The following is a 17,329-nucleotide window of genomic DNA, read 5'->3' on the forward strand; positions in this document are numbered from 1 at the left end:
GGCCCCCCCCCCCCCCCCCCCCCAAGTCCGTTCGCCCTGAGCGAAGTCGAAGGGCTGGGCCGACCGGAGGGAGGCACTTCGCTACGCTCAGCGGAGGGCTTCGACTTGCCAGAGGCAAGTTTATCCTGAGCGCCTGCCTTGGCAGGCAAGCGAAGGGCTCAGCCTGAACGGGGGCTGGAAAGGTTCAACCCGCGCTGTCGTTGGCGATCAGCTTGAGTTCGGCTGCCGGGGCGTCGCTGTCCTTGGGGCGGAAGCGGCCTTCGATGCGGCTGCCCGGTTCGATCGTGATCCGTTCGTAGACGACGTCGCCAGTGATGCGCGCACTGCTTTCCACCACCAGTTCGCCCGCCGTGATCGACCCGTCGACAAGGCCTGCGAGGCGGGCGCTCTGCGCGGTGACATGGCCGGTGATGCGGCTGTCCGGTCCCTGCACCAGAGCGGCGCAGCTGATGTCGCCATCGATCACGCCATCGACATGCAGGTCCACGCTCGCGGTCAGATTGCCGGCGATGCTGACATCGCCGCCGATCAGCGAGAAGGGGATGGACTTACCCCCGGTCGCGGACATCGGCGAAACGGGCCGTGGCGATTTGCTGGACTTGGAGAACATCTTTGCGGGCCTCCAGGAAGGGGCGGGGATTGACGGCCTGACCGTTCAGCCGGACCTCGAAATGGAGATGGGTGCCGGTCGAGCGGCCCGTCGAGCCCATGCGGCCGATCGTGTCGCCGCGTGCGATCTTCTGACCCACGCGGCTGGCGAAGCCGGACAGGTGCGCATAGCGGGTCATGATGCCGTTGCCATGTTCGACCTCGACTACATTGCCATAGCCCTGGCGCTGGCCGACATAGCTGACCTTGCCATCGGCCGCCGCGTTGATCGGCTGGCCGTAGCGGCCGGGAAAGTCCAGCCCGGCATGGAAGGCGGCATGGCCGTTGAACGGGTCGCGGCGATAGCCGTAGCTGCTGGTCAGCATCGGCGATCCGGTGGGCTGGCCTGAGGGGATGGTGAGCAGGCTGCGCTCCAGAAATTCCATGCGCGACATGGCGTCGGCCAGATCTTCCAGTTCGCCGGTCATCGCGCCCTTGTCGCCCTTCCACGGGACGAAGGGGCCGCCCTGCGCGCGGGCGGCGCTGCGGGCGAGGGTATCGGGATTGAGGCCGAAGCTGCGGATGGCAGCGGCGGCCTTGTCGGCGCGACGCTCGACCGCATGGGTCAGCAGCAGGGCGAAGCGGCGCTGGCGCTGTTCCAGCTTGACCAGCGGCGCGGCTTCCGGCGCCATGCTGATCTTGGTATCGAGCTTTTCAGTCCCGGCGGCTTTTGCGTTGGCCTTCTCTTCGCCGACCAGATCGGCGCCGGCGGCATTGCCGTCCTCCGCCCCGAAATGGGTCTTGTAGAGGTCGTCCATGAAGTCCTGGCGGGTCTTCAGATCCTCCGCCAATTCCTCGACCGACTGGCGATAACCTTCCACCTTGCTGGCGGCGCTGGCGACGGACTTGCCCTGCTGGGCGAGCGCGGCGCGCTGCTGTTCGACCGAGGCGCTGCTGGCAAGCATGGAGACGGTGACGCCAGCCCAGCCGATCAAGGCGGCAGACAGGGCGCCGGCCGCTGCGAGTTGCGCGCGGCGGGAAATACGGATGAATTTGACCTGGCCACCGGAGCGCAGGAAAATCTCCCGCTCAGGGCAGAGGGCGTTGATCCGGTCCCGAAGGCCGGCCATTCCCTTCTTCTTCTGATGCGACAATGCGACCCCGCGACTCTAAACAATGCTTCTTTTGCCCGCGGGGGCCGGTAGCAAAGCTTTGCCTTGCGCGCGAATCCGCAGCGGCGGACTCGTGACGAGTCGAAGGTCGAATGGGACGAAACGAGGATCGGGCGCGTTGGTTCCGTGCACATGACGGAATTTTTCACTTCTTCGCCATGGTTTGTCAGCTCTGAAGCGGCATCGTTTAGGGGCTGGAAATCAGCCATCCGACGCGGCGCCCAAGTCATGGGGCGGCTTGCTTGACCGGATCGGCGCGCATCGCTATAGGCGCGGCTGCCCAGCGGCCCGGACGTGGGGAGACTCGCTCTCTTTCCGTCTTTTTCGCCGGGCACTTTTTAGAGCTGAACATTGCCGGGTGCTCTTGCGGCTCCAGGGGGCTTATGCCCACCGGGGCCTTTGCTGTTTGGTCGAATCTCTCGTCCGAACGGTGCAAAACGCGGGGACGTCCAGGTAAAGTAACTGAAAAAGGTGAAGGGCTTCATGCCAACAATCAACCAGCTGGTCCGCAAGGGCCGCGAGCTGCAGAAGGCCAAGAGCAAGGTCCCTGCAATGGATGCGAACCCGCAAAAGCGCGGCGTTTGCACCCGCGTCTATACGACGACCCCGAAGAAGCCGAACTCGGCGCTTCGTAAGGTGGCGAAGGTGCGTCTGGTCAACCAGCGCGAAGTCATCACCTACATTCCGGGTGAAGGCCACAACCTTCAGGAACACAGCGTTGTGCTGATCCGTGGCGGCCGCGTACGCGATCTTCCCGGTGTGCGTTACCACGTACTGCGCGGCGTTCTGGATACCCAGGGCGTCAAGGATCGTAAGCAGAGCCGTTCGAAGTACGGCGCGAAGCGTCCGAAGTAAGGGAGACTAGAATATGTCACGTCGTCGTCGCCCCGAAAAGCGCATCATCCTGCCCGATCCCAAGTTCGGTGATATCGTGCTGTCGAAGTTCATGAACAGCATCATGCAGGACGGCAAGAAGGCCGTTGCCGAATCGATCGTCTATGGTGCCCTCGACACTGTCGAGACCCGCGCTAAGAAGGATCCGATCGGTCTGTTCCATGACGCGCTGAACAATGTGAAGCCCGGCATCGAAGTCCGCAGCCGCCGCGTCGGCGGTGCGACCTATCAGGTGCCTGTCGAAGTTCGTCCCGAACGTTCGCAGGCTCTGGCGATCCGCTGGCTGATCACGGCCGCGCGCAACCGCAGCGAAACCACGATGGCCGCGCGCCTGTCGGGTGAGCTGCTGGACGCCGCCAACAACCGCGGCAATGCCGTGAAGAAGCGCGAAGATACGCACCGCATGGCGGAAGCGAACCGCGCCTTCTCGCACTACCGCTGGTAATATCGGACGGGCGCCGTTTCGGTGCCCGTTTCGACATTCGGCACTCAAAATCGGTCCGTTCGCCATGGGTGGCTACCCATGGCGAACGGATTGGTTTAGGGGCCACGCCCAGAATTCACGAATCCCCTCACCGCCGGTGCGCCGGCAACGGAGAAGCATCATGGCCCGCAGCCATCCGCTCGAACATTATCGTAACTTCGGTATCATGGCGCATATCGACGCCGGCAAGACCACCACGACCGAGCGTATCCTTTATTACACCGGCAAGTCCTACAAGATCGGCGAAGTCCATGACGGCGCCGCGACCATGGACTGGATGGAGCAGGAGCAGGAACGTGGTATCACCATCACGTCGGCTGCGACGACCTGCGTGTGGAAGGCGGCTGAGGGCAAGGGCCCCGAGCATCGCCTGAACATCATCGACACCCCCGGCCACGTCGACTTCACCATCGAAGTCGAACGCTCGCTGCGCGTGCTCGACGGTGCGGTTGCCGCGTTCGACGGCGTTGCCGGCGTTGAGCCGCAGTCGGAAACCGTGTGGCGCCAGGCGGACAAGTACAAGGTTCCGCGGATGTGCTTCATCAACAAGCTCGACCGCACCGGTGCCAATTTCTATTATTGCGTGCAGACGATCATCGACCGTCTGGGCGCGACCCCGGCCGTCCTGTATCTGCCCATCGGCGCCGAAGCCGATTTCAAGGGCCTGGTCGACCTGGTCGAAAACCGTGCGATCATCTGGAAGGATGAAAGCCTGGGCGCCGAATTCTCCTATGAGGAAATTCCGGCCGACCTGGCGGACAAGGCTGCCGAATATCGCGAAAAGCTGATCGAACTCGCCGTCGAACAGGACGACGAGGCGATGGAAGCCTATCTGGAAGGCAATGAGCCCGACACCGCGACCCTCAAGAAGCTGATCCGCAAGGGGACGCTGGGTCAGGCCTTCGTGCCGGTGCTGTGCGGTTCGGCCTTCAAGAACAAGGGCGTTCAGCCGCTGCTCGACGCGGTCGTCGACTATCTGCCTTCGCCGCTCGACATTGAAGACGTGCAGGGCATCAATCCCGACACCGAACAGCCTGACAGCCGTGCGACCGCCGACGACGCGCCCTTCTCGGGCCTGGCGTTCAAGATCATGAACGATCCGTTCGTCGGTTCGCTCACCTTCCTGCGCGTCTATTCGGGCACCCTGACCAAGGGCACGTACCTGAACTCGGTCAAGGACAAGAAGGAAAAGATCGGCCGCATGCTGCTGATGCATGCGAACAGCCGTGAAGATATCGATGCGGCCTATGCCGGCGACATCGTCGCGCTGGCTGGCATGAAGGAAACCACCACCGGTGATACGCTGTGCGCCGAGCGCCAGCCGATCATTCTGGAGCGGATGGAATTCCCCGAGCCGGTCATCGAACTGTCGGTGGAACCCAAGACCAAGGCCGACCAGGAAAAGATGGGCGTCGCGCTCAATCGTCTGGCTGCCGAAGATCCTTCGTTCCGCGTGTCGACCGATCACGAATCGGGCCAGACCATCATCAAGGGCATGGGCGAACTTCACCTCGAAATCCTGGTCGACCGCATGAAGCGCGAGTTCAAGGTCGAGGCGAATGTCGGTGCGCCGCAGGTGGCCTATCGCGAATATCTCAAGAAGGCCGTCGACGTCGACTACACCCACAAGAAGCAGTCGGGCGGCACCGGCCAGTTCGGCCGCATCAAGGTGAAGTTGACGCCGGGTGAACGCGGCGCGGGCATCATCTTCAAGGATGAGATCAAGGGCGGCAATATTCCCAAGGAATATATCCCCGCCATTGAAAAGGGCATGCGCGAAACGGCGGCCACCGGCTCGCTGATCGGCTTCCCGATCATCGACTTCGAAATCAACCTGTACGACGGCGCCTATCATGACGTCGACTCGTCGGCGCTGGCTTTCGAAATCACCGGTCGTGCAGCGATGCGCGAAGCGGCCCAGAAGTCGGGCATTACCCTGCTTGAGCCGGTCATGAAGGTTGAAGTCGTGACCCCGGAAGAATATCTGGGCGACGTCATTGGCGACATGAACAGCCGTCGTGGCCAGATCCAGGGCACCGACACGCGCGGTAACGCACAGATCGTCGAGGCCATGGTGCCGCTGGCGAACATGTTCGGCTATGTGAACTCGCTGCGTTCCTTCACCCAGGGGCGTGCGAACTACTCGATGACCTTCTCGCATTATGACGAAGTGCCGCAGAATGTGGCGGACGAAGTCAAGGCGAAGATGGCCTGATGATTTTCCCGCGCCGAGCCGTGCAAGCGGCTCGGTTAGGGGCTGGTAATCTGTAAATTTGCTGCTATGGACGCGCCTTCGCGAGGCGCGGCCGAGCGGTCAGACCCAAGCTGATTTTGATTAGAAGGTAGGATAAAATGGCTAAGGCTAAGTTTGAGCGGAATAAGCCGCACTGCAACATCGGCACCATCGGTCACGTCGACCATGGCAAGACCTCGCTGACCGCAGCGATCACCAAGGTGCTGGCCGAAACCGGCGGCGCGACCTTCACGTCGTACGACAACATCGACAAGGCCCCCGAAGAGCGTGAGCGCGGCATCACCATTTCGACCGCCCACGTCGAATATGAAACCGAAGCCCGCCACTATGCGCACGTCGACTGCCCGGGTCACGCTGACTATGTGAAGAACATGATCACCGGTGCGGCCCAGATGGACGGCGCGATCCTGGTCGTTTCGGCCACCGACGGCCCGATGCCCCAGACCCGTGAGCACATCCTGCTCGCCCGTCAGGTTGGCGTTCCGCAGCTCGTCGTGTTCATGAACAAGGTCGATCTGGTCGACGACGCCGAAATCCTCGAGCTGGTCGAACTGGAAATCCGCGAGCTGCTCAGCAGCTACGATTTCGACGGCGACAACATTCCCGTCATCCCCGGTTCGGCCGTTGCCGCCCTTCAGGACAAGACGCCTGAAATCGGCCATGACGCCGTTCTCAAGCTGATGGCTGCCGTCGACAGCTTCATCCCGCAGCCGGAGCGTCCGGTTGACAAGCCCTTCCTGATGCCGATCGAAGACGTGTTCTCGATCTCGGGTCGTGGTACGGTCGTGACCGGCCGCGTCGAAACCGGCATCATCAAGGTTGGTGAAGAAGTCGAGATCGTCGGCCTCAAGAACACCACCAAGACCACTGTCACCGGCGTGGAAATGTTCCGCAAGCTGCTCGACGAAGGTCGTGCAGGCGACAACATCGGTGCCTTGGTGCGCGGCACGAAGCGTGAAGAAGTTGAGCGTGGTCAGGTTCTGGCCAAGCCCGGCACCATCACCCCGCACACCGAATTCGACGCCGAAGTGTACGTGCTGTCGAAGGAAGAAGGCGGCCGTCACACCCCGTTCTTCGCGAACTATCGTCCGCAGTTCTACTTCCGCACCACCGACGTGACCGGCGAAGTGATCCTGCCCGAAGGCACCGAAATGGTCATGCCTGGCGACAACGTGAAGCTCGGCATCAAGCTGATCGCCCCGATCGCCATGGATCCGGGTCTGCGCTTCGCCATCCGTGAAGGCGGTCGTACCGTCGGCGCAGGGGTTGTCGGCACGATCTCGAAGTAATATAGGACCGCAGCGGCGCGAATCGCCTGATTCGCGCCGCTGAGGATTTTAACCGCCCCGGATCGCCTTTCTCCGGCTCGCATGAGCTAGAAGGGTAGTTTGCGGGGCGGATATTTTTTGGTTGGCGCATTTTTGTAAATCATCGGCTGCTCCGGCTGATTTTTGAAAACGCGCTGCGTTTTGGCTCTTTCGCATCGGTACAGGAACTATGGACAGCAATATCCGCATTCGTCTCAAGGCGTTCGATCATCGCGTGCTCGATCAGGCGACCGGCGACATCGCCGACACCGCCCGCCGCACCGGCGCCCTCATCCGCGGTCCGATTCCCCTTCCGACGCGCATCGAAAAGTTCACGGTCAACCGTGGTCCGCACATCGACAAGAAGTCGCGCGAGCAGTTCGAAGTCCGCACCTACAAGCGTATGCTTGACATTGTGCAGCCGACGCCGCAGACGGTCGACGCGCTGATGAAGCTGGACCTCGCGGCCGGCGTCAACGTCGAAATCAAGCTGGCCTAAGCGCCGGCAAGTCCCTGCCTTCCATCGGAGGGCAGGGTATCGGGTATTTTGCCTCTCTCTTTTGGATGAGGCGGAAGCTCACACGACACAGGGATACCGCACGGCCTCTCCGGTAAACCGGACAGGCTCGTGGTTCTGGTCCTCCGTCGCCGTTCCCGAGAGGGGGTGGCATCCAACCCGGACGGGGTGATCTATAATTTGGGTTGGGCCGCGAAGCAGAGATGCTGAGCGGTTTTTTCGTTGGATACGCCCGCTGCTAAGGCGGGCCTCTATGTGGAGTAACAAGTGATGCGCACTGGCGTGATCGCAAAGAAAGTCGGGATGACCCGTCTGTTCCAGGAGGACGGACGTCATATTCCCGTTACGGTTCTGGCCCTTGAGGGCAATCAGGTCGTGGCACGCAAGGATGTCGACAGCGATGGCTATGTGGCCGTCCAGCTCGGTGCCGGCGTTGCCAAGGTGAAGAATGTCGCCAAGCCGCAGCGTGGCCACTTCGCCAAGGCCGAAGTCGAGCCGAAGGCTCGCCTGGTCGAATTCCGCGTCGCCGAGGATGCGCTCCTCGACGTCGGCGCCGAAATCGCCGCTGACCATTTCATCGCCGGCCAGCTGGTCGACGTTGCCGGTCATACCCAGGGTAAGGGTTTTGCCGGTGCCATGAAGCGCTGGGGCTTCGGCGGTATGCGCGCCACGCACGGCGTGTCGATCAGCCACCGTGCCCATGGTTCGACTGGTAACCGTCAGGATCCGGGTCGCGTCTTCAAGAACAAGAAGATGGCCGGCCACATGGGTGACCGCGAACGTACGCAGCAGAACCTCGAAATCGTCCGCACGGACGTCGAGCGTGGCCTGCTGTTCGTCAAGGGTTCGGTCCCCGGTGCCAAGGGCACCTGGCTGACCGTCAGCGACGCCGTCAAGGTGAAGCGCCCGGCCGACGCGCCGTACCCGGCCAGCCTGAAGGCTGCCGCCAACAGCAACACCGCTGCGGAAACGCCTGCTGAAGCAGCCGCTCCCGAAGCGACCGAAGGCCAGGAGGGCTAATCATGAAGGTCAATGTACAGACCCTCGACGCGCAGGCCGCCGGCGAACTGGAGCTGAATGACGACGTGTTCGGTCTGGAACCGCGCGCCGACATCCTGCACCGCGTCGTCACCTGGCAGCTCGAAAAGCGTCGTGGCACCGCCCGCGGTACTCGCGAGCGTTCCGACGTCGCCCGCACCGGCAAGAAGTTCGGTCGCCAGAAGGGCGGCGGTACCGCTCGTCACGGCGATCGCCGCGCTCCGATCTTCATCGGCGGTGGTAAGGCTCACGGTGCCCGCGTCCGCGACTTCAACCCCTCGCTGAACAAGAAGGTTCGCGCGCTGGGTCTGAAGATGGCGCTGTCTTCGAAGGTGAAGGCCGGCACGCTGACGATCATCGACAGCCTGGACGTCGCCGAAGGCAAGACCAAGGCGCTGGTCGCCAACCTGGCCAAGCTGAACCTGAACAAGGTGCTGTTCATCGACGGCGACGCCGTGAACGTCAGCTTCGCGAAGGCTTCGGCGAACATCATCGGCGTGGACCTGCTCCCTGCCGTTGGCGCCAATGTCTATGACATCCTGAAGGCCGACTCGCTGGTGCTCACCCGCGCCGCGGTCGAAAAGCTGGAGGCCCGTTTCAATGGCTAAGAAAGAAGCCGCGGTCGTTGCCAACCGTCATTATGACGTCGTTGTCGCCCCGCACATCACCGAGAAGTCGACTCTTCTCAGCGAAAACAATGCCGTGGTTTTCAAGGTTGCGGGCGATGCGTCCAAGCCGGAAATCAAGGCTGCCGTTGAAGCCCTGTTCGGCGTGACCGTGAAGGCGGTCAACACGCTGGTGCAGAAGGGCAAGGTCAAGCGCTGGAAGGGCAAGCCCTACAAGCGCAACGACGTCAAGAAGGCGATTGTCACGCTGGCCGAAGGCCAGTCGATCGACATCACCACCGGTATCTGAGGGCAGGATAGATGGCACTCAAGCACTATAACCCGACGAGCCCGGCCCAGCGTGGCCTGATCCTCGTCGACAAGTCCAGCCTGCACAAGGGCAAGCCCGTCAAGGCGCTGACCGAAGGCAAGCGCAAGACCGGTGGTCGTAACAACAAGGGTCATGTGACCTCGCGTGGTATCGGTGGCGGTCATAAGCAGCGCTATCGTATCATCGACTTCAAGCGTCGCTTGTGGGATGTCGAAGGTACGGTCGAGCGTCTGGAATATGACCCCAACCGCACCGCCTTCATCGCGCTGGTGAACTATCCCGACGGTACGCAGGCCTATATCATCGCGCCGCAGCGTCTTGCCCCCGGTGACAAGGTCATCGCCGGCAAGAAGACCGACGTGAAGCCGGGCAACGCGATGGAACTGGGTCAGATGCCGGTCGGCACGATCATCCACAACATCGAAATGAAGCCGGGCAAGGGCGCGCAGCTCTGCCGTTCGGCAGGCACCTATGCCCAGCTGGTCGGTCGCGACCGTGGCATGGTCATGGTGCGTCTGTCGTCGGGTGAGCAGCGCTACATCCGTTCGGACTGCATGGGCACCATTGGCGCCGTGTCGAACCCCGACAACGGCAACACCAATCTTGCCAAGGCTGGCCGCAACCGTTGGAACGGCATCCGCCCTCTGACGCGCGGTGTTGCGAAGAACCCGGTCGATCACCCGCATGGTGGTGGTGAAGGCCGGACCTCGGGCGGCCGTCATCCGGTTACCCCCTGGGGCAAGCCGACCAAGGGTGCACGCACCCGCCACAACAAGGCGACGGACAAGTTCATCATCCGTAGCCGCCACGCGAAGAAGAAGAGGTAAGCGAGATGGCTCGTTCCGTCTGGAAAGGTCCGTTCGTGGACCTCAGCCTTCTGAAGAAGGCGGAAGCCGCGCAGGACGCGGGTGGCCGTGCGCCGATCAAGACCTGGTCGCGTCGTTCCACCATCCTGCCGCAGTTCGTCGGCCTGACGTTCAGCGTCTATAACGGCCGTAAGCATGTTCCGGTTTCCGTGAACGAGGATATGGTGGGTCACAAGCTGGGCGAATTCGCCCCGACCCGCTTCTTCCCCGGCCACGCCGCCGACAAGAAGGGCAAGCGCTAATGAGCAAGCCTAAGGCACCCCGTCGCGTCGCCGACAATGAGGCTCTGGCCGTCGGCACGCAGATCCGTGGTTCGGCCCAGAAGCTGAACCTGGTTGCTACGCTGATCCGTGGCCGCAAGGTCGAAGACGCGCTGAACATCCTGACCTTCTCGAAGAAGGCCATGGCTGTCGACGTGCGCAAGGTGCTGGCTTCGGCCATCGCCAATGCGGAAAACAACCACAATCTCGACGTCGACTCGCTGGTCGTCGCGGAAGCATCGGTGGGCAAGAGCTTCACCCTGAAGCGCTTCCACGCTCGCGGCCGCGGCAAGTCGACCCGTATCCTCAAGCCCTTCAGCCGCGTGCGCATCGTCGTGCGTGAAGCTGGCGAAGAAGCGGAGGCGTAAGCACATGGGTCACAAGAGCAATCCGATCGGTCTGCGTCTCCAGATCAACCGTACCTGGGACAGCCGCTGGTTCGCCGAAGGCGCCGACTATGGTCGCCTGCTGCTGGAGGATCTCAAGATCCGCCAGTTCATCTTCAAGAACCTGCCGCAGGCAGCGATCTCGAAGGTGGTCATCGAGCGTCCGGCCAAGCTGTGCCGCGTGTCGATCTATGCCGCCCGTCCGGGCGTCATCATCGGCAAGAAGGGCGCGGACATCGAAAAGCTGCGTCGCAAGCTCGGCGCGCTGACGTCGTCCGACGTGTCGCTGAACATCGTCGAAATCCGCAAGCCGGAAATCGATTCGAAGCTCGTCGCACAGGGCATCGCTGACCAGCTGGAACGCCGCGTCGCTTTCCGTCGCGCCATGAAACGTGCGGTGCAGTCGGCCCTACGTCTGGGCGCCGAAGGCATCAAGATCACCTGCGGCGGCCGTCTGGGCGGCGCAGAGATCGCCCGCGTCGAATGGTATCGCGAAGGCCGCGTTCCGCTGCACACGCTGCGTGCGAACGTCGACTATGCCGAAGCCACGGCACACACCGCCTATGGCGTGTGCGGCATCAAGGTCTGGATCTTCAAGGGCGAAATCCTTGGTCACGATCCGATGGCCACCGACCGGCTGATGCTGGAGGCTCAGACCTCCGGCGTGCGCCCGGCGCGCTGAAGATAAGAAGGTAATAGCGTCATGCTGCAACCGAAGAAAATGAAGTTCCGCAAGACCTTCAAGGGTCGGATCAAGGGCGATGCCAAGGGTGGCTCGGCTTTGAACTTCGGCTCCTATGGTCTGAAGGCTCTGGAACCCGAGCGCGTCACCGCCCGCCAGATCGAAGCGGCCCGCCGTGCGATCACCCGCCACATCCGCCGTCAGGGCCGGTTGTGGATCCGCGTGTTCCCCGACGTGCCGGTTTCGAAGAAGCCTGCCGAAGTCCGTCAGGGTAAGGGTAAGGGTTCGGTCGAATATTGGGCTGCTCGCGTCAAGCCGGGCCGCATCCTGTTCGAACTGGACGGCGTGCCCGGTCCGCTCGCAGCAGAGGCCTTCTCGCGCGCCGCGATGAAGCTGCCCATCAAGACGAAGGTTGTCGCCCGCCTCGGCGACACCTCGCACCTGGAGGGTTAAGCCGTGGCTAACGTCGCAGACCTCAAGACCAAGACGGACGACGAACTGTCGACCGAACTCAACAACCTGAAGCGTGAGCAGTTCAATCTGCGCTTCCAGGCGGCCACCAACCAGCTGGAAAAGCCCAGCCGCGTGAAGGAAGTCCGTCGGTCGATCGCTCAGATCAAGACCCTGCAGACCGAGCGTAACCGCTCGGCTGCGAAGTAAAGGAAACTACACGATGCCCAAGCGCGTGCTGACGGGAACGGTGGTTTCCGACAAGACCGACAAGACGGTGGTGGTTCGTGTGGAGCGCAAGGTAAAGCATGCGCTCTACGGCAAGATCATCCGCCGCTCGAAGAAGTACCATGCCCATGACGAGGGCAATGTCTACAAGGAAGGCGAAACGGTCCGAATCGAAGAGACCGCTCCGATTTCCAAGCTGAAGACCTGGAAGGTCATCGAGCGCGTGGACACCCACAAGTCGCCGGAAACGGCTGCTTAAGGGCAGGCTCGCTGAGCCTTCGGTGAAAAATGCGGCGCGGGGCTGGCCTTTTCCTTCGGAAAGGGTTACAGGCCCGCGCTTCGCGTAGAGTCACCGGGCTCTAGGCAGATGAATTCGGAACCGCCGGGAATTGCCCCGGTAGGCCAAATAAGAAGGAACCGGATCTATGATCCAGATGCAATCCAATCTTGACGTCGCTGACAACAGCGGCGCCAAGCGCGTCCAGTGCATCAAGGTGCTGGGCGGCTCGAAGCGTCGCTTCGCTGGCGTGGGCGACATCATCGTCGTCTCGATCAAGGAAGCTGCGCCTCGTGGTAAGGTGAAGAAGGGTGACGTGCATCGTGCCGTCATCGTGCGTACCGCCAAGGATATCCGCCGTGCAGACGGTTCGGTCATCCGTTTCGACGGTAACGCCGCTGTGCTCATCAACAAGAACGAGGAGCCGATCGGCACCCGTATCTTTGGCCCGGTCGTTCGCGAGCTGCGCGCCAAGAAGCACATGAAGATCATCAGCCTTGCTCCCGAGGTGCTGTAATGAGCGCTGCTAAGATCAAGAAGGGCGACAAGGTCGTCGTCCTGGCTGGCAAGGACAAGGGCCGTACCGGCGCTGTTCTTCAGGTGATGCCGAAGGACGACAAGGTCCTGGTGGAAGGCATCAATGTGCATGCCAAGCATCGCAAGCCCGACCAGGCGAACCCGCAGGGTGGCATCGAGCGCAAGCCTGCGCCGCTCCACATTTCGAACGTCGCTGTCGCCGATACGGATGGCAAGCCGACCCGCGTCCGTTTCGAGGATCGCGACGGCAAGAAGGTCCGCGTCGCCGTCAAGTCCGGTGAGGTGCTGTAATGGCCGAGAAGTTTACGCCGCGCTCGAAGGCGCAGTATGACGCCGAAATCGTCAAGGCGATGACCGAGAAGTTCGGTTACAAGAACGTCATGGAAATCCCCCGGATCGAAAAGATCACGCTCAACATGGGCGTGGGCGAAGCGACCCAGGACAAGAAGAAGGTCACCTCGGCCGCCGAAGAGATGGAGCTGATCGCTGGTCAGAAGCCCGTCATCACCAAGGCGAAGAAGTCGATCGCGCAGTTCAAGCTGCGTGAAGGCATGCCGATCGGTGCGAAGGTCACGCTGCGTCGTGAGCGTATGTACGAGTTCGTTGATCGCCTGATCAACATCGCTCTGCCGCGCGTGCGCGACTTCCGTGGTCTGAACCCGAAGAGCTTCGATGGCCGTGGCAACTATGCCTTCGGTATCAAGGAGCAGATCATCTTCCCGGAGATCAGCTATGACCGCGTCGACAAGGTGCGCGGCATGGATATCATCGTGACCACCTCGGCGAAGACGGACGATGAAGCGCGCGAACTGCTGCGCCTCTTCGGCTTCCCCTTCCCGATTGAAGAGAAGCAGGCGGCCTAATTTAGGCCCCGCTTCTCTCCCAACGCTTAAGCTAAGGAAGAGAACTTAAGTCATGGCGAAACTGAGTTCGATCAACAAGAACGAGCGCCGCAAGAAGCTGGTGAAGAAATATGCCGGCCGTTATGCAAAGCTCAAGGCGATCGCGAATGATACCGCGGCCGATGACAGCGATCGTCTGATCGCGCGTCTGAAGATGGCGGAGATCCCCCGCAACGGCAATCCGACCCGCGTTCGGAACCGCTGCGAACTGACGGGGCGTCCCCGCGCTTACTACCGCAAATTCCGCCTCTGCCGCGTGCAGCTGCGTGATCTGGCCAACAAGGGCCTGATCCCCGGCGTCACCAAGTCGAGCTGGTAAGGATCATTTGAGATGGCATTGACCGATCCCCTGGGTGATATGCTCACCCGCATCCGCAACGGGCAGCAGGCGAAGAAGGACAGCGTTGTGTCCCCCGCTTCCAAGCTGCGCGCCCGCGTGCTCGACGTGCTCCAGCGTGAAGGCTACATTCGTGGCTATTCCGAAGAGCTGCTTGGCCAGCATCCTGGCCTGCGCATCGAGCTGAAATATTTCGAAGGTCAGCCGGCGATCAAGCATGTCGCCCGCGTGTCCAAGCCTGGCCGCCGCGTATATTCGGGTTCGAAGGAACTTCCGGTGATTCGCAACGGTCTGGGCATCACCATTGTCTCGACGCCTCGCGGCGTTCTGTCCGACGCCGAAGCGCGTGAGCAGAATGTCGGCGGCGAAGTGCTGGCGGAGGTGTTCTGATGAGCCGTACTGGTAAGAAGCCGGTTGCCGTCCCTGCGGGCGTCACTGCGGCCATCGCCGACGGTCAGCTGTCGGTAAAGGGGCCCAAGGGCACCCTGTCGCTGCCGCTGGCCGACGAAGTCACCTACAGCATCGAAGACGGTGTGATCGCGGTGAAGCCTGCCAATGACAGCAAGCGCGCTCGCGCTTTCTGGGGCATGCAGCGCACCCTGGTTGCCAACCTGATCACTGGCGTGACCGAAGGCTACACCAAGAAACTGCTGATCACCGGTGTCGGTTATCGCGCGGATGCCAAGGGCAAGGTTCTGAACCTGAAGCTCGGCTATTCGCATGACGTCGACTTCGACGTGCCGGAAGGTATCGAGATCAAGACCCCGGATAACACCACGGTCGAGATCAGCGGCATCGACAAGCAGAAGGTGGGTCAGGTTGCTGCCGAGATCCGCCGCTGGCGCAAGCCCGAACCCTATAAGGGCAAGGGTATCAAGTACGCCGGCGAGTTCATCTTCCGCAAGGAAGGGAAGAAGAAGTAAGATGGCAAAGCTTTCCCTCTTCGCGCGGCGTCGTCGCCGCGTTCGCACCGCGCTCAAGGCTGTTTCGGGCACCCGTCCGCGCCTCAGCGTCCATCGTTCGGGCCAGCATATCTATGCCCAGGTCATCGACGACGTCGCCGGCAAGACCGTCGCCGCCGCTTCGACCCTGGACAAGGAAGTCGGTTCGAAGGCTCTGGGCAAGACCGGCGCCTCGTCTGAAGCCGCTGCCGATGTCGGCAAGCGCGTCGCCGCTGCGGCGACCGCCGCTGGCATCACCAAGGTCGTGTTCGATCGTGGTGGCTTCCTGTTCCATGGCCGCGTCAAGGCGCTGGCCGATGCGGCCCGTGAAGCCGGGCTGGAGTTCTGATCATGGCTGACGAAAACACCAACGAAGTCGTCGCACCCGTTGAGGGTGGCGAAGGCGCACCGACCGAAGGTCGTGGTCCCGGCCGTGGCCGTGGCAACCGTGGCGGTGGCGATCGCAACCGTGGCGAGCGTGGCGGCCGTGGTCGTCGCGACGACCGTCGCGGCAACCGCGACGAGGAGCAGGGCGAAGAGCTGATCGAGAAGCTGGTTCACATCAACCGCGTCTCGAAGACCGTCAAGGGCGGTAAGCGCTTCGGTTTCGCTGCTCTGGTCGTCGTCGGCGATGGCAAGGGCCGTGCAGGCTTCGGTCATGGCAAGGCGCGCGAAGTGCCTGAAGCCATCAGCAAGGCGACGGCCGCTGCCAAGAAGGCAATGGTTCGCGTTCCGCTGAAGGAAGGCCGCACCCTGCATCATGACGGTCTCGGCCACTTCGGTGCCGGCAAGGTGACTGTCCGTTCGGCCCCGGCCGGTACGGGTATCATCGCCGGTGGTCCGATGCGCGCTGTGTTCGAAAGCCTCGGCGTCGCTGACGTCGTGACCAAGTCGAACGGCACGTCGAACCCCTATAACATGATCCGTGCGACCTTCGCGGCTCTGGTCGAACAGACCAGCCCGAAGTCGGTGGCGCAGCGCCGTGGCAAGAAGGTCGCCGACCTTCTGCGTCGCGGTGGCGCCTCGGCCGACGTCGCGCAGGCTGATGCCGAAGCGATTGCGGAGTAACTGACATGGCGAAGATCAAGATCAAGCAGATCGGTTCGCCGATCCGTCGCCCCGCCGACCAGAAGAAGATTCTGATCGGCCTGGGCCTTGGCAAGATGAACCGCGTGGTTGAGCTGGAAGACACGGCGGAAGTCCGCGGTGCCATCAAGAAGCTGCCCCACATGGTGGCAGTGGTCGAAGGCTAAGCCTTCCCACTTCTGAAAAACAGCAAAGGGCCGATTCGCGCAGGCGAATCGGCCCTTTCTGCGTTCAGCGGTGGGGGGAGGGCGCGCTGTCCTACATGGCTCGTGCCGGATATACTGCCTCCGTTTTCTTCGAGCGAAGTCGAGAATTGGCCAGGGCAACCCAAGTCGTTGAAACATAGTTTCCAACATTGGATACGGAATGTCGGAATCAGCGGGAAATGTGCGAAGTTAAGCGGCAATTGTCCGCCATCATCGCGCAGGGGCATCCGCCGCTTTAGGGGGTGACAAGCACCCCGCATCCCGCTATGGGCGCCGCTTCCATTCAGCGCGAACCAAGCGAAAGCGAGTGCACATCATGACTTTCAAGCTCAACGACATCAACGACAATGCTGGCGCCCGCAAGGGGCGCATGCGCGTAGGCCGCGGCATTGGCTCGGGCAAGGGCAAGACCGCCGGTCGCGGTCAGAAGGGTGCCAAGGCGCGCTCGGGCGTCAGCATCAACGGCTTTGAGGGTGGCCAGATGCCGCTCCACATGCGCATCCCGAAGCGCGGCTTCAACAACATCTTCGCGAACGACTATGCGATCGTGAACCTGGGCGCCGTGCAGAAGGCGATTGACGCCGGCAAGCTGGACGCCAACGCAACCATCGACCAGGCCGCTCTGAACGCCGCCAACCTGACCCGCGGTGGCAAGGACGGCGTCCGTCTGCTCGCCAAGGGTGAACTGACCGCCAAGGTCAGCTTCCTGGTCGCCGGCGCGTCGAAGAGTGCCGTCGAAGCCGTCGCAAAGGCGGGTGGCAAGGTCGACGTGATCGAAGTCGTTCCGGCTGCCGAGAAGGCCAAGGCGAAGAAGGGCACCACCCTCGCCGCCAAGAAGGCCGCTGCGAAGGCCTGATTTAAGGTCTGACAGTCTTGCAAGCATGACCCCGCTGCCCGATATGGGTCGGCGGGGTCTTGTGCATCGGGGGACGCTGTTTGTCGCATAAGCGGCAATTCCCGGTTCGACAGCGCCCCACCTCC

The 17,329-nt window shown here is 62.1% G+C and carries 27 protein-coding genes; 25 read left to right on the forward strand and 2 right to left on the reverse strand.

Translation table 11 applies throughout. The annotated features are described in order from the left end of the window. Positions 1 to 184 precede the first annotated feature (184 nt). Both RQH62_RS12890 and RQH62_RS12895 read right to left on the reverse strand, forming a co-directional pair. Positions 185 to 568: a polymer-forming cytoskeletal protein gene (locus tag RQH62_RS12890; protein ID WP_311269160.1), complete on the reverse strand. Its 384-nt coding sequence runs from the start codon at positions 566 to 568 to the stop codon at positions 185 to 187. Beyond that, positions 549 to 1,718, reverse strand: coding sequence for a M23 family metallopeptidase (locus tag RQH62_RS12895; protein ID WP_311269161.1), 1,170 nt, complete (start codon positions 1,716 to 1,718; stop codon positions 549 to 551). The genes RQH62_RS12890 and RQH62_RS12895 overlap by 20 nt, the downstream gene beginning before the upstream one ends. A 525-nt stretch (positions 1,719 to 2,243) precedes the next feature. On the opposite strand from RQH62_RS12895, the gene rpsL reads away from it, so the two are divergent. The 25 genes from rpsL to rplO all read left to right on the forward strand — a co-directional run bounded on the left by rpsL (position 2,244) and on the right by rplO (position 17,204). Further along, entirely contained in the window at positions 2,244 to 2,615 is a 372-nt protein-coding gene (gene rpsL / locus RQH62_RS12900; RefSeq protein ID WP_311269162.1) for a 30S ribosomal protein S12, read from the forward strand. A gap of 13 nt (positions 2,616 to 2,628) precedes the next feature. Continuing rightward, on the forward strand, positions 2,629 to 3,099 hold the full coding sequence (rpsG, locus tag RQH62_RS12905) for a 30S ribosomal protein S7 (protein ID WP_184269396.1): 471 nt from the start codon (positions 2,629 to 2,631) through the stop codon (positions 3,097 to 3,099). Between the two features lie 160 nt (positions 3,100 to 3,259). Beyond that, complete coding sequence (gene fusA, locus RQH62_RS12910) at positions 3,260 to 5,353, forward strand: elongation factor G (RefSeq protein ID WP_311269163.1); 2,094 nt, start codon at positions 3,260 to 3,262, stop codon at positions 5,351 to 5,353. Between the two features lie 137 nt (positions 5,354 to 5,490). Further along, a complete protein-coding gene (gene tuf, locus RQH62_RS12915) occupies positions 5,491 to 6,681 on the forward strand; it encodes an elongation factor Tu (RefSeq protein ID WP_311269164.1) in 1,191 nt (396 codons plus the stop codon). A gap of 208 nt (positions 6,682 to 6,889) precedes the next feature. After that, positions 6,890 to 7,198 (forward strand): 30S ribosomal protein S10, encoded by a 309-nt coding sequence (rpsJ, locus tag RQH62_RS12920; protein ID WP_007686587.1) that lies wholly within the window; start codon positions 6,890 to 6,892, stop codon positions 7,196 to 7,198. 288 nt (positions 7,199 to 7,486) lie between these two features. Next, entirely contained in the window at positions 7,487 to 8,236 is a 750-nt protein-coding gene (gene rplC, locus RQH62_RS12925) for a 50S ribosomal protein L3 (protein WP_184269402.1), read from the forward strand. A 2-nt stretch (positions 8,237 to 8,238) separates the two neighbouring features. After that, positions 8,239 to 8,862: a 50S ribosomal protein L4 gene (gene rplD, locus RQH62_RS12930; RefSeq protein WP_311269165.1), complete on the forward strand. Its 624-nt coding sequence runs from the start codon at positions 8,239 to 8,241 to the stop codon at positions 8,860 to 8,862. Continuing rightward, positions 8,855 to 9,169 (forward strand): 50S ribosomal protein L23, encoded by a 315-nt coding sequence (locus RQH62_RS12935; protein WP_184269406.1) that lies wholly within the window; start codon positions 8,855 to 8,857, stop codon positions 9,167 to 9,169. Before rplD ends, RQH62_RS12935 begins: the two co-directional genes overlap by 8 nt. A gap of 11 nt (positions 9,170 to 9,180) precedes the next feature. Continuing rightward, complete coding sequence (rplB, locus tag RQH62_RS12940) at positions 9,181 to 10,017, forward strand: 50S ribosomal protein L2 (protein WP_311269166.1); 837 nt, start codon at positions 9,181 to 9,183, stop codon at positions 10,015 to 10,017. Between the two features lie 5 nt (positions 10,018 to 10,022). Further along, positions 10,023 to 10,298, forward strand: coding sequence for a 30S ribosomal protein S19 (gene rpsS / locus RQH62_RS12945; protein WP_056691701.1), 276 nt, complete (start codon positions 10,023 to 10,025; stop codon positions 10,296 to 10,298). Next, positions 10,298 to 10,684, forward strand: coding sequence for a 50S ribosomal protein L22 (gene rplV, locus RQH62_RS12950; RefSeq protein ID WP_184269412.1), 387 nt, complete (start codon positions 10,298 to 10,300; stop codon positions 10,682 to 10,684). Before rpsS ends, rplV begins: the two co-directional genes overlap by 1 nt. 4 nt (positions 10,685 to 10,688) lie before the next feature. Continuing rightward, positions 10,689 to 11,384, forward strand: a complete 696-nt coding sequence (gene rpsC, locus RQH62_RS12955) for a 30S ribosomal protein S3 (protein ID WP_184269414.1) — start codon at positions 10,689 to 10,691, stop codon at positions 11,382 to 11,384. A gap of 21 nt (positions 11,385 to 11,405) precedes the next feature. Next, positions 11,406 to 11,837: a 50S ribosomal protein L16 gene (gene rplP / locus RQH62_RS12960; protein WP_179043900.1), complete on the forward strand. Its 432-nt coding sequence runs from the start codon at positions 11,406 to 11,408 to the stop codon at positions 11,835 to 11,837. Positions 11,838 to 11,840: 3 nt separating this feature from the next. Next, complete coding sequence (gene rpmC, locus RQH62_RS12965) at positions 11,841 to 12,044, forward strand: 50S ribosomal protein L29 (RefSeq protein WP_007707894.1); 204 nt, start codon at positions 11,841 to 11,843, stop codon at positions 12,042 to 12,044. Positions 12,045 to 12,057: 13 nt separating this feature from the next. Further along, positions 12,058 to 12,321 (forward strand): 30S ribosomal protein S17, encoded by a 264-nt coding sequence (gene rpsQ / locus RQH62_RS12970; protein ID WP_006960320.1) that lies wholly within the window; start codon positions 12,058 to 12,060, stop codon positions 12,319 to 12,321. A 166-nt stretch (positions 12,322 to 12,487) separates the two neighbouring features. Then, complete coding sequence (rplN, locus tag RQH62_RS12975; RefSeq protein WP_056691686.1) at positions 12,488 to 12,856, forward strand: 50S ribosomal protein L14; 369 nt, start codon at positions 12,488 to 12,490, stop codon at positions 12,854 to 12,856. Further along, positions 12,856 to 13,167 carry a 50S ribosomal protein L24 gene (gene rplX, locus RQH62_RS12980; protein WP_311269168.1) on the forward strand — a complete coding sequence of 104 codons (312 nt, stop codon included), beginning with the start codon at positions 12,856 to 12,858 and terminating at the stop codon, positions 13,165 to 13,167. The genes rplN and rplX overlap by 1 nt, the downstream gene beginning before the upstream one ends. After that, on the forward strand, positions 13,167 to 13,739 hold the full coding sequence (rplE, locus tag RQH62_RS12985; RefSeq protein ID WP_120250987.1) for a 50S ribosomal protein L5: 573 nt from the start codon (positions 13,167 to 13,169) through the stop codon (positions 13,737 to 13,739). Before rplX ends, rplE begins: the two co-directional genes overlap by 1 nt. Before the next feature lie 52 nt (positions 13,740 to 13,791). Then, entirely contained in the window at positions 13,792 to 14,097 is a 306-nt protein-coding gene (gene rpsN, locus RQH62_RS12990; protein WP_007707881.1) for a 30S ribosomal protein S14, read from the forward strand. Positions 14,098 to 14,109: 12 nt separating this feature from the next. Continuing rightward, complete coding sequence (gene rpsH, locus RQH62_RS12995) at positions 14,110 to 14,505, forward strand: 30S ribosomal protein S8 (protein WP_311269169.1); 396 nt, start codon at positions 14,110 to 14,112, stop codon at positions 14,503 to 14,505. Beyond that, complete coding sequence (gene rplF, locus RQH62_RS13000; protein ID WP_311269170.1) at positions 14,505 to 15,038, forward strand: 50S ribosomal protein L6; 534 nt, start codon at positions 14,505 to 14,507, stop codon at positions 15,036 to 15,038. The genes rpsH and rplF overlap by 1 nt, the downstream gene beginning before the upstream one ends. A gap of 1 nt (position 15,039) precedes the next feature. Further along, positions 15,040 to 15,405 (forward strand): 50S ribosomal protein L18, encoded by a 366-nt coding sequence (rplR, locus tag RQH62_RS13005; RefSeq protein WP_311269171.1) that lies wholly within the window; start codon positions 15,040 to 15,042, stop codon positions 15,403 to 15,405. A 2-nt stretch (positions 15,406 to 15,407) separates the two neighbouring features. After that, on the forward strand, positions 15,408 to 16,124 hold the full coding sequence (gene rpsE, locus RQH62_RS13010) for a 30S ribosomal protein S5 (RefSeq protein ID WP_184269425.1): 717 nt from the start codon (positions 15,408 to 15,410) through the stop codon (positions 16,122 to 16,124). A 5-nt stretch (positions 16,125 to 16,129) separates the two neighbouring features. Further along, positions 16,130 to 16,309: a 50S ribosomal protein L30 gene (gene rpmD, locus RQH62_RS13015; RefSeq protein ID WP_056691667.1), complete on the forward strand. Its 180-nt coding sequence runs from the start codon at positions 16,130 to 16,132 to the stop codon at positions 16,307 to 16,309. Positions 16,310 to 16,664: 355 nt separating this feature from the next. Continuing rightward, on the forward strand, positions 16,665 to 17,204 hold the full coding sequence (gene rplO, locus RQH62_RS13020; RefSeq protein ID WP_311269172.1) for a 50S ribosomal protein L15: 540 nt from the start codon (positions 16,665 to 16,667) through the stop codon (positions 17,202 to 17,204). The last annotated feature ends 125 nt before the right edge of the window (positions 17,205 to 17,329 follow it).

Origin of the sequence: Sphingobium sp. WCS2017Hpa-17 (assembly GCF_031843765.1) — a bacterium.
GTDB lineage: Bacteria > Pseudomonadota > Alphaproteobacteria > Sphingomonadales > Sphingomonadaceae > Sphingobium.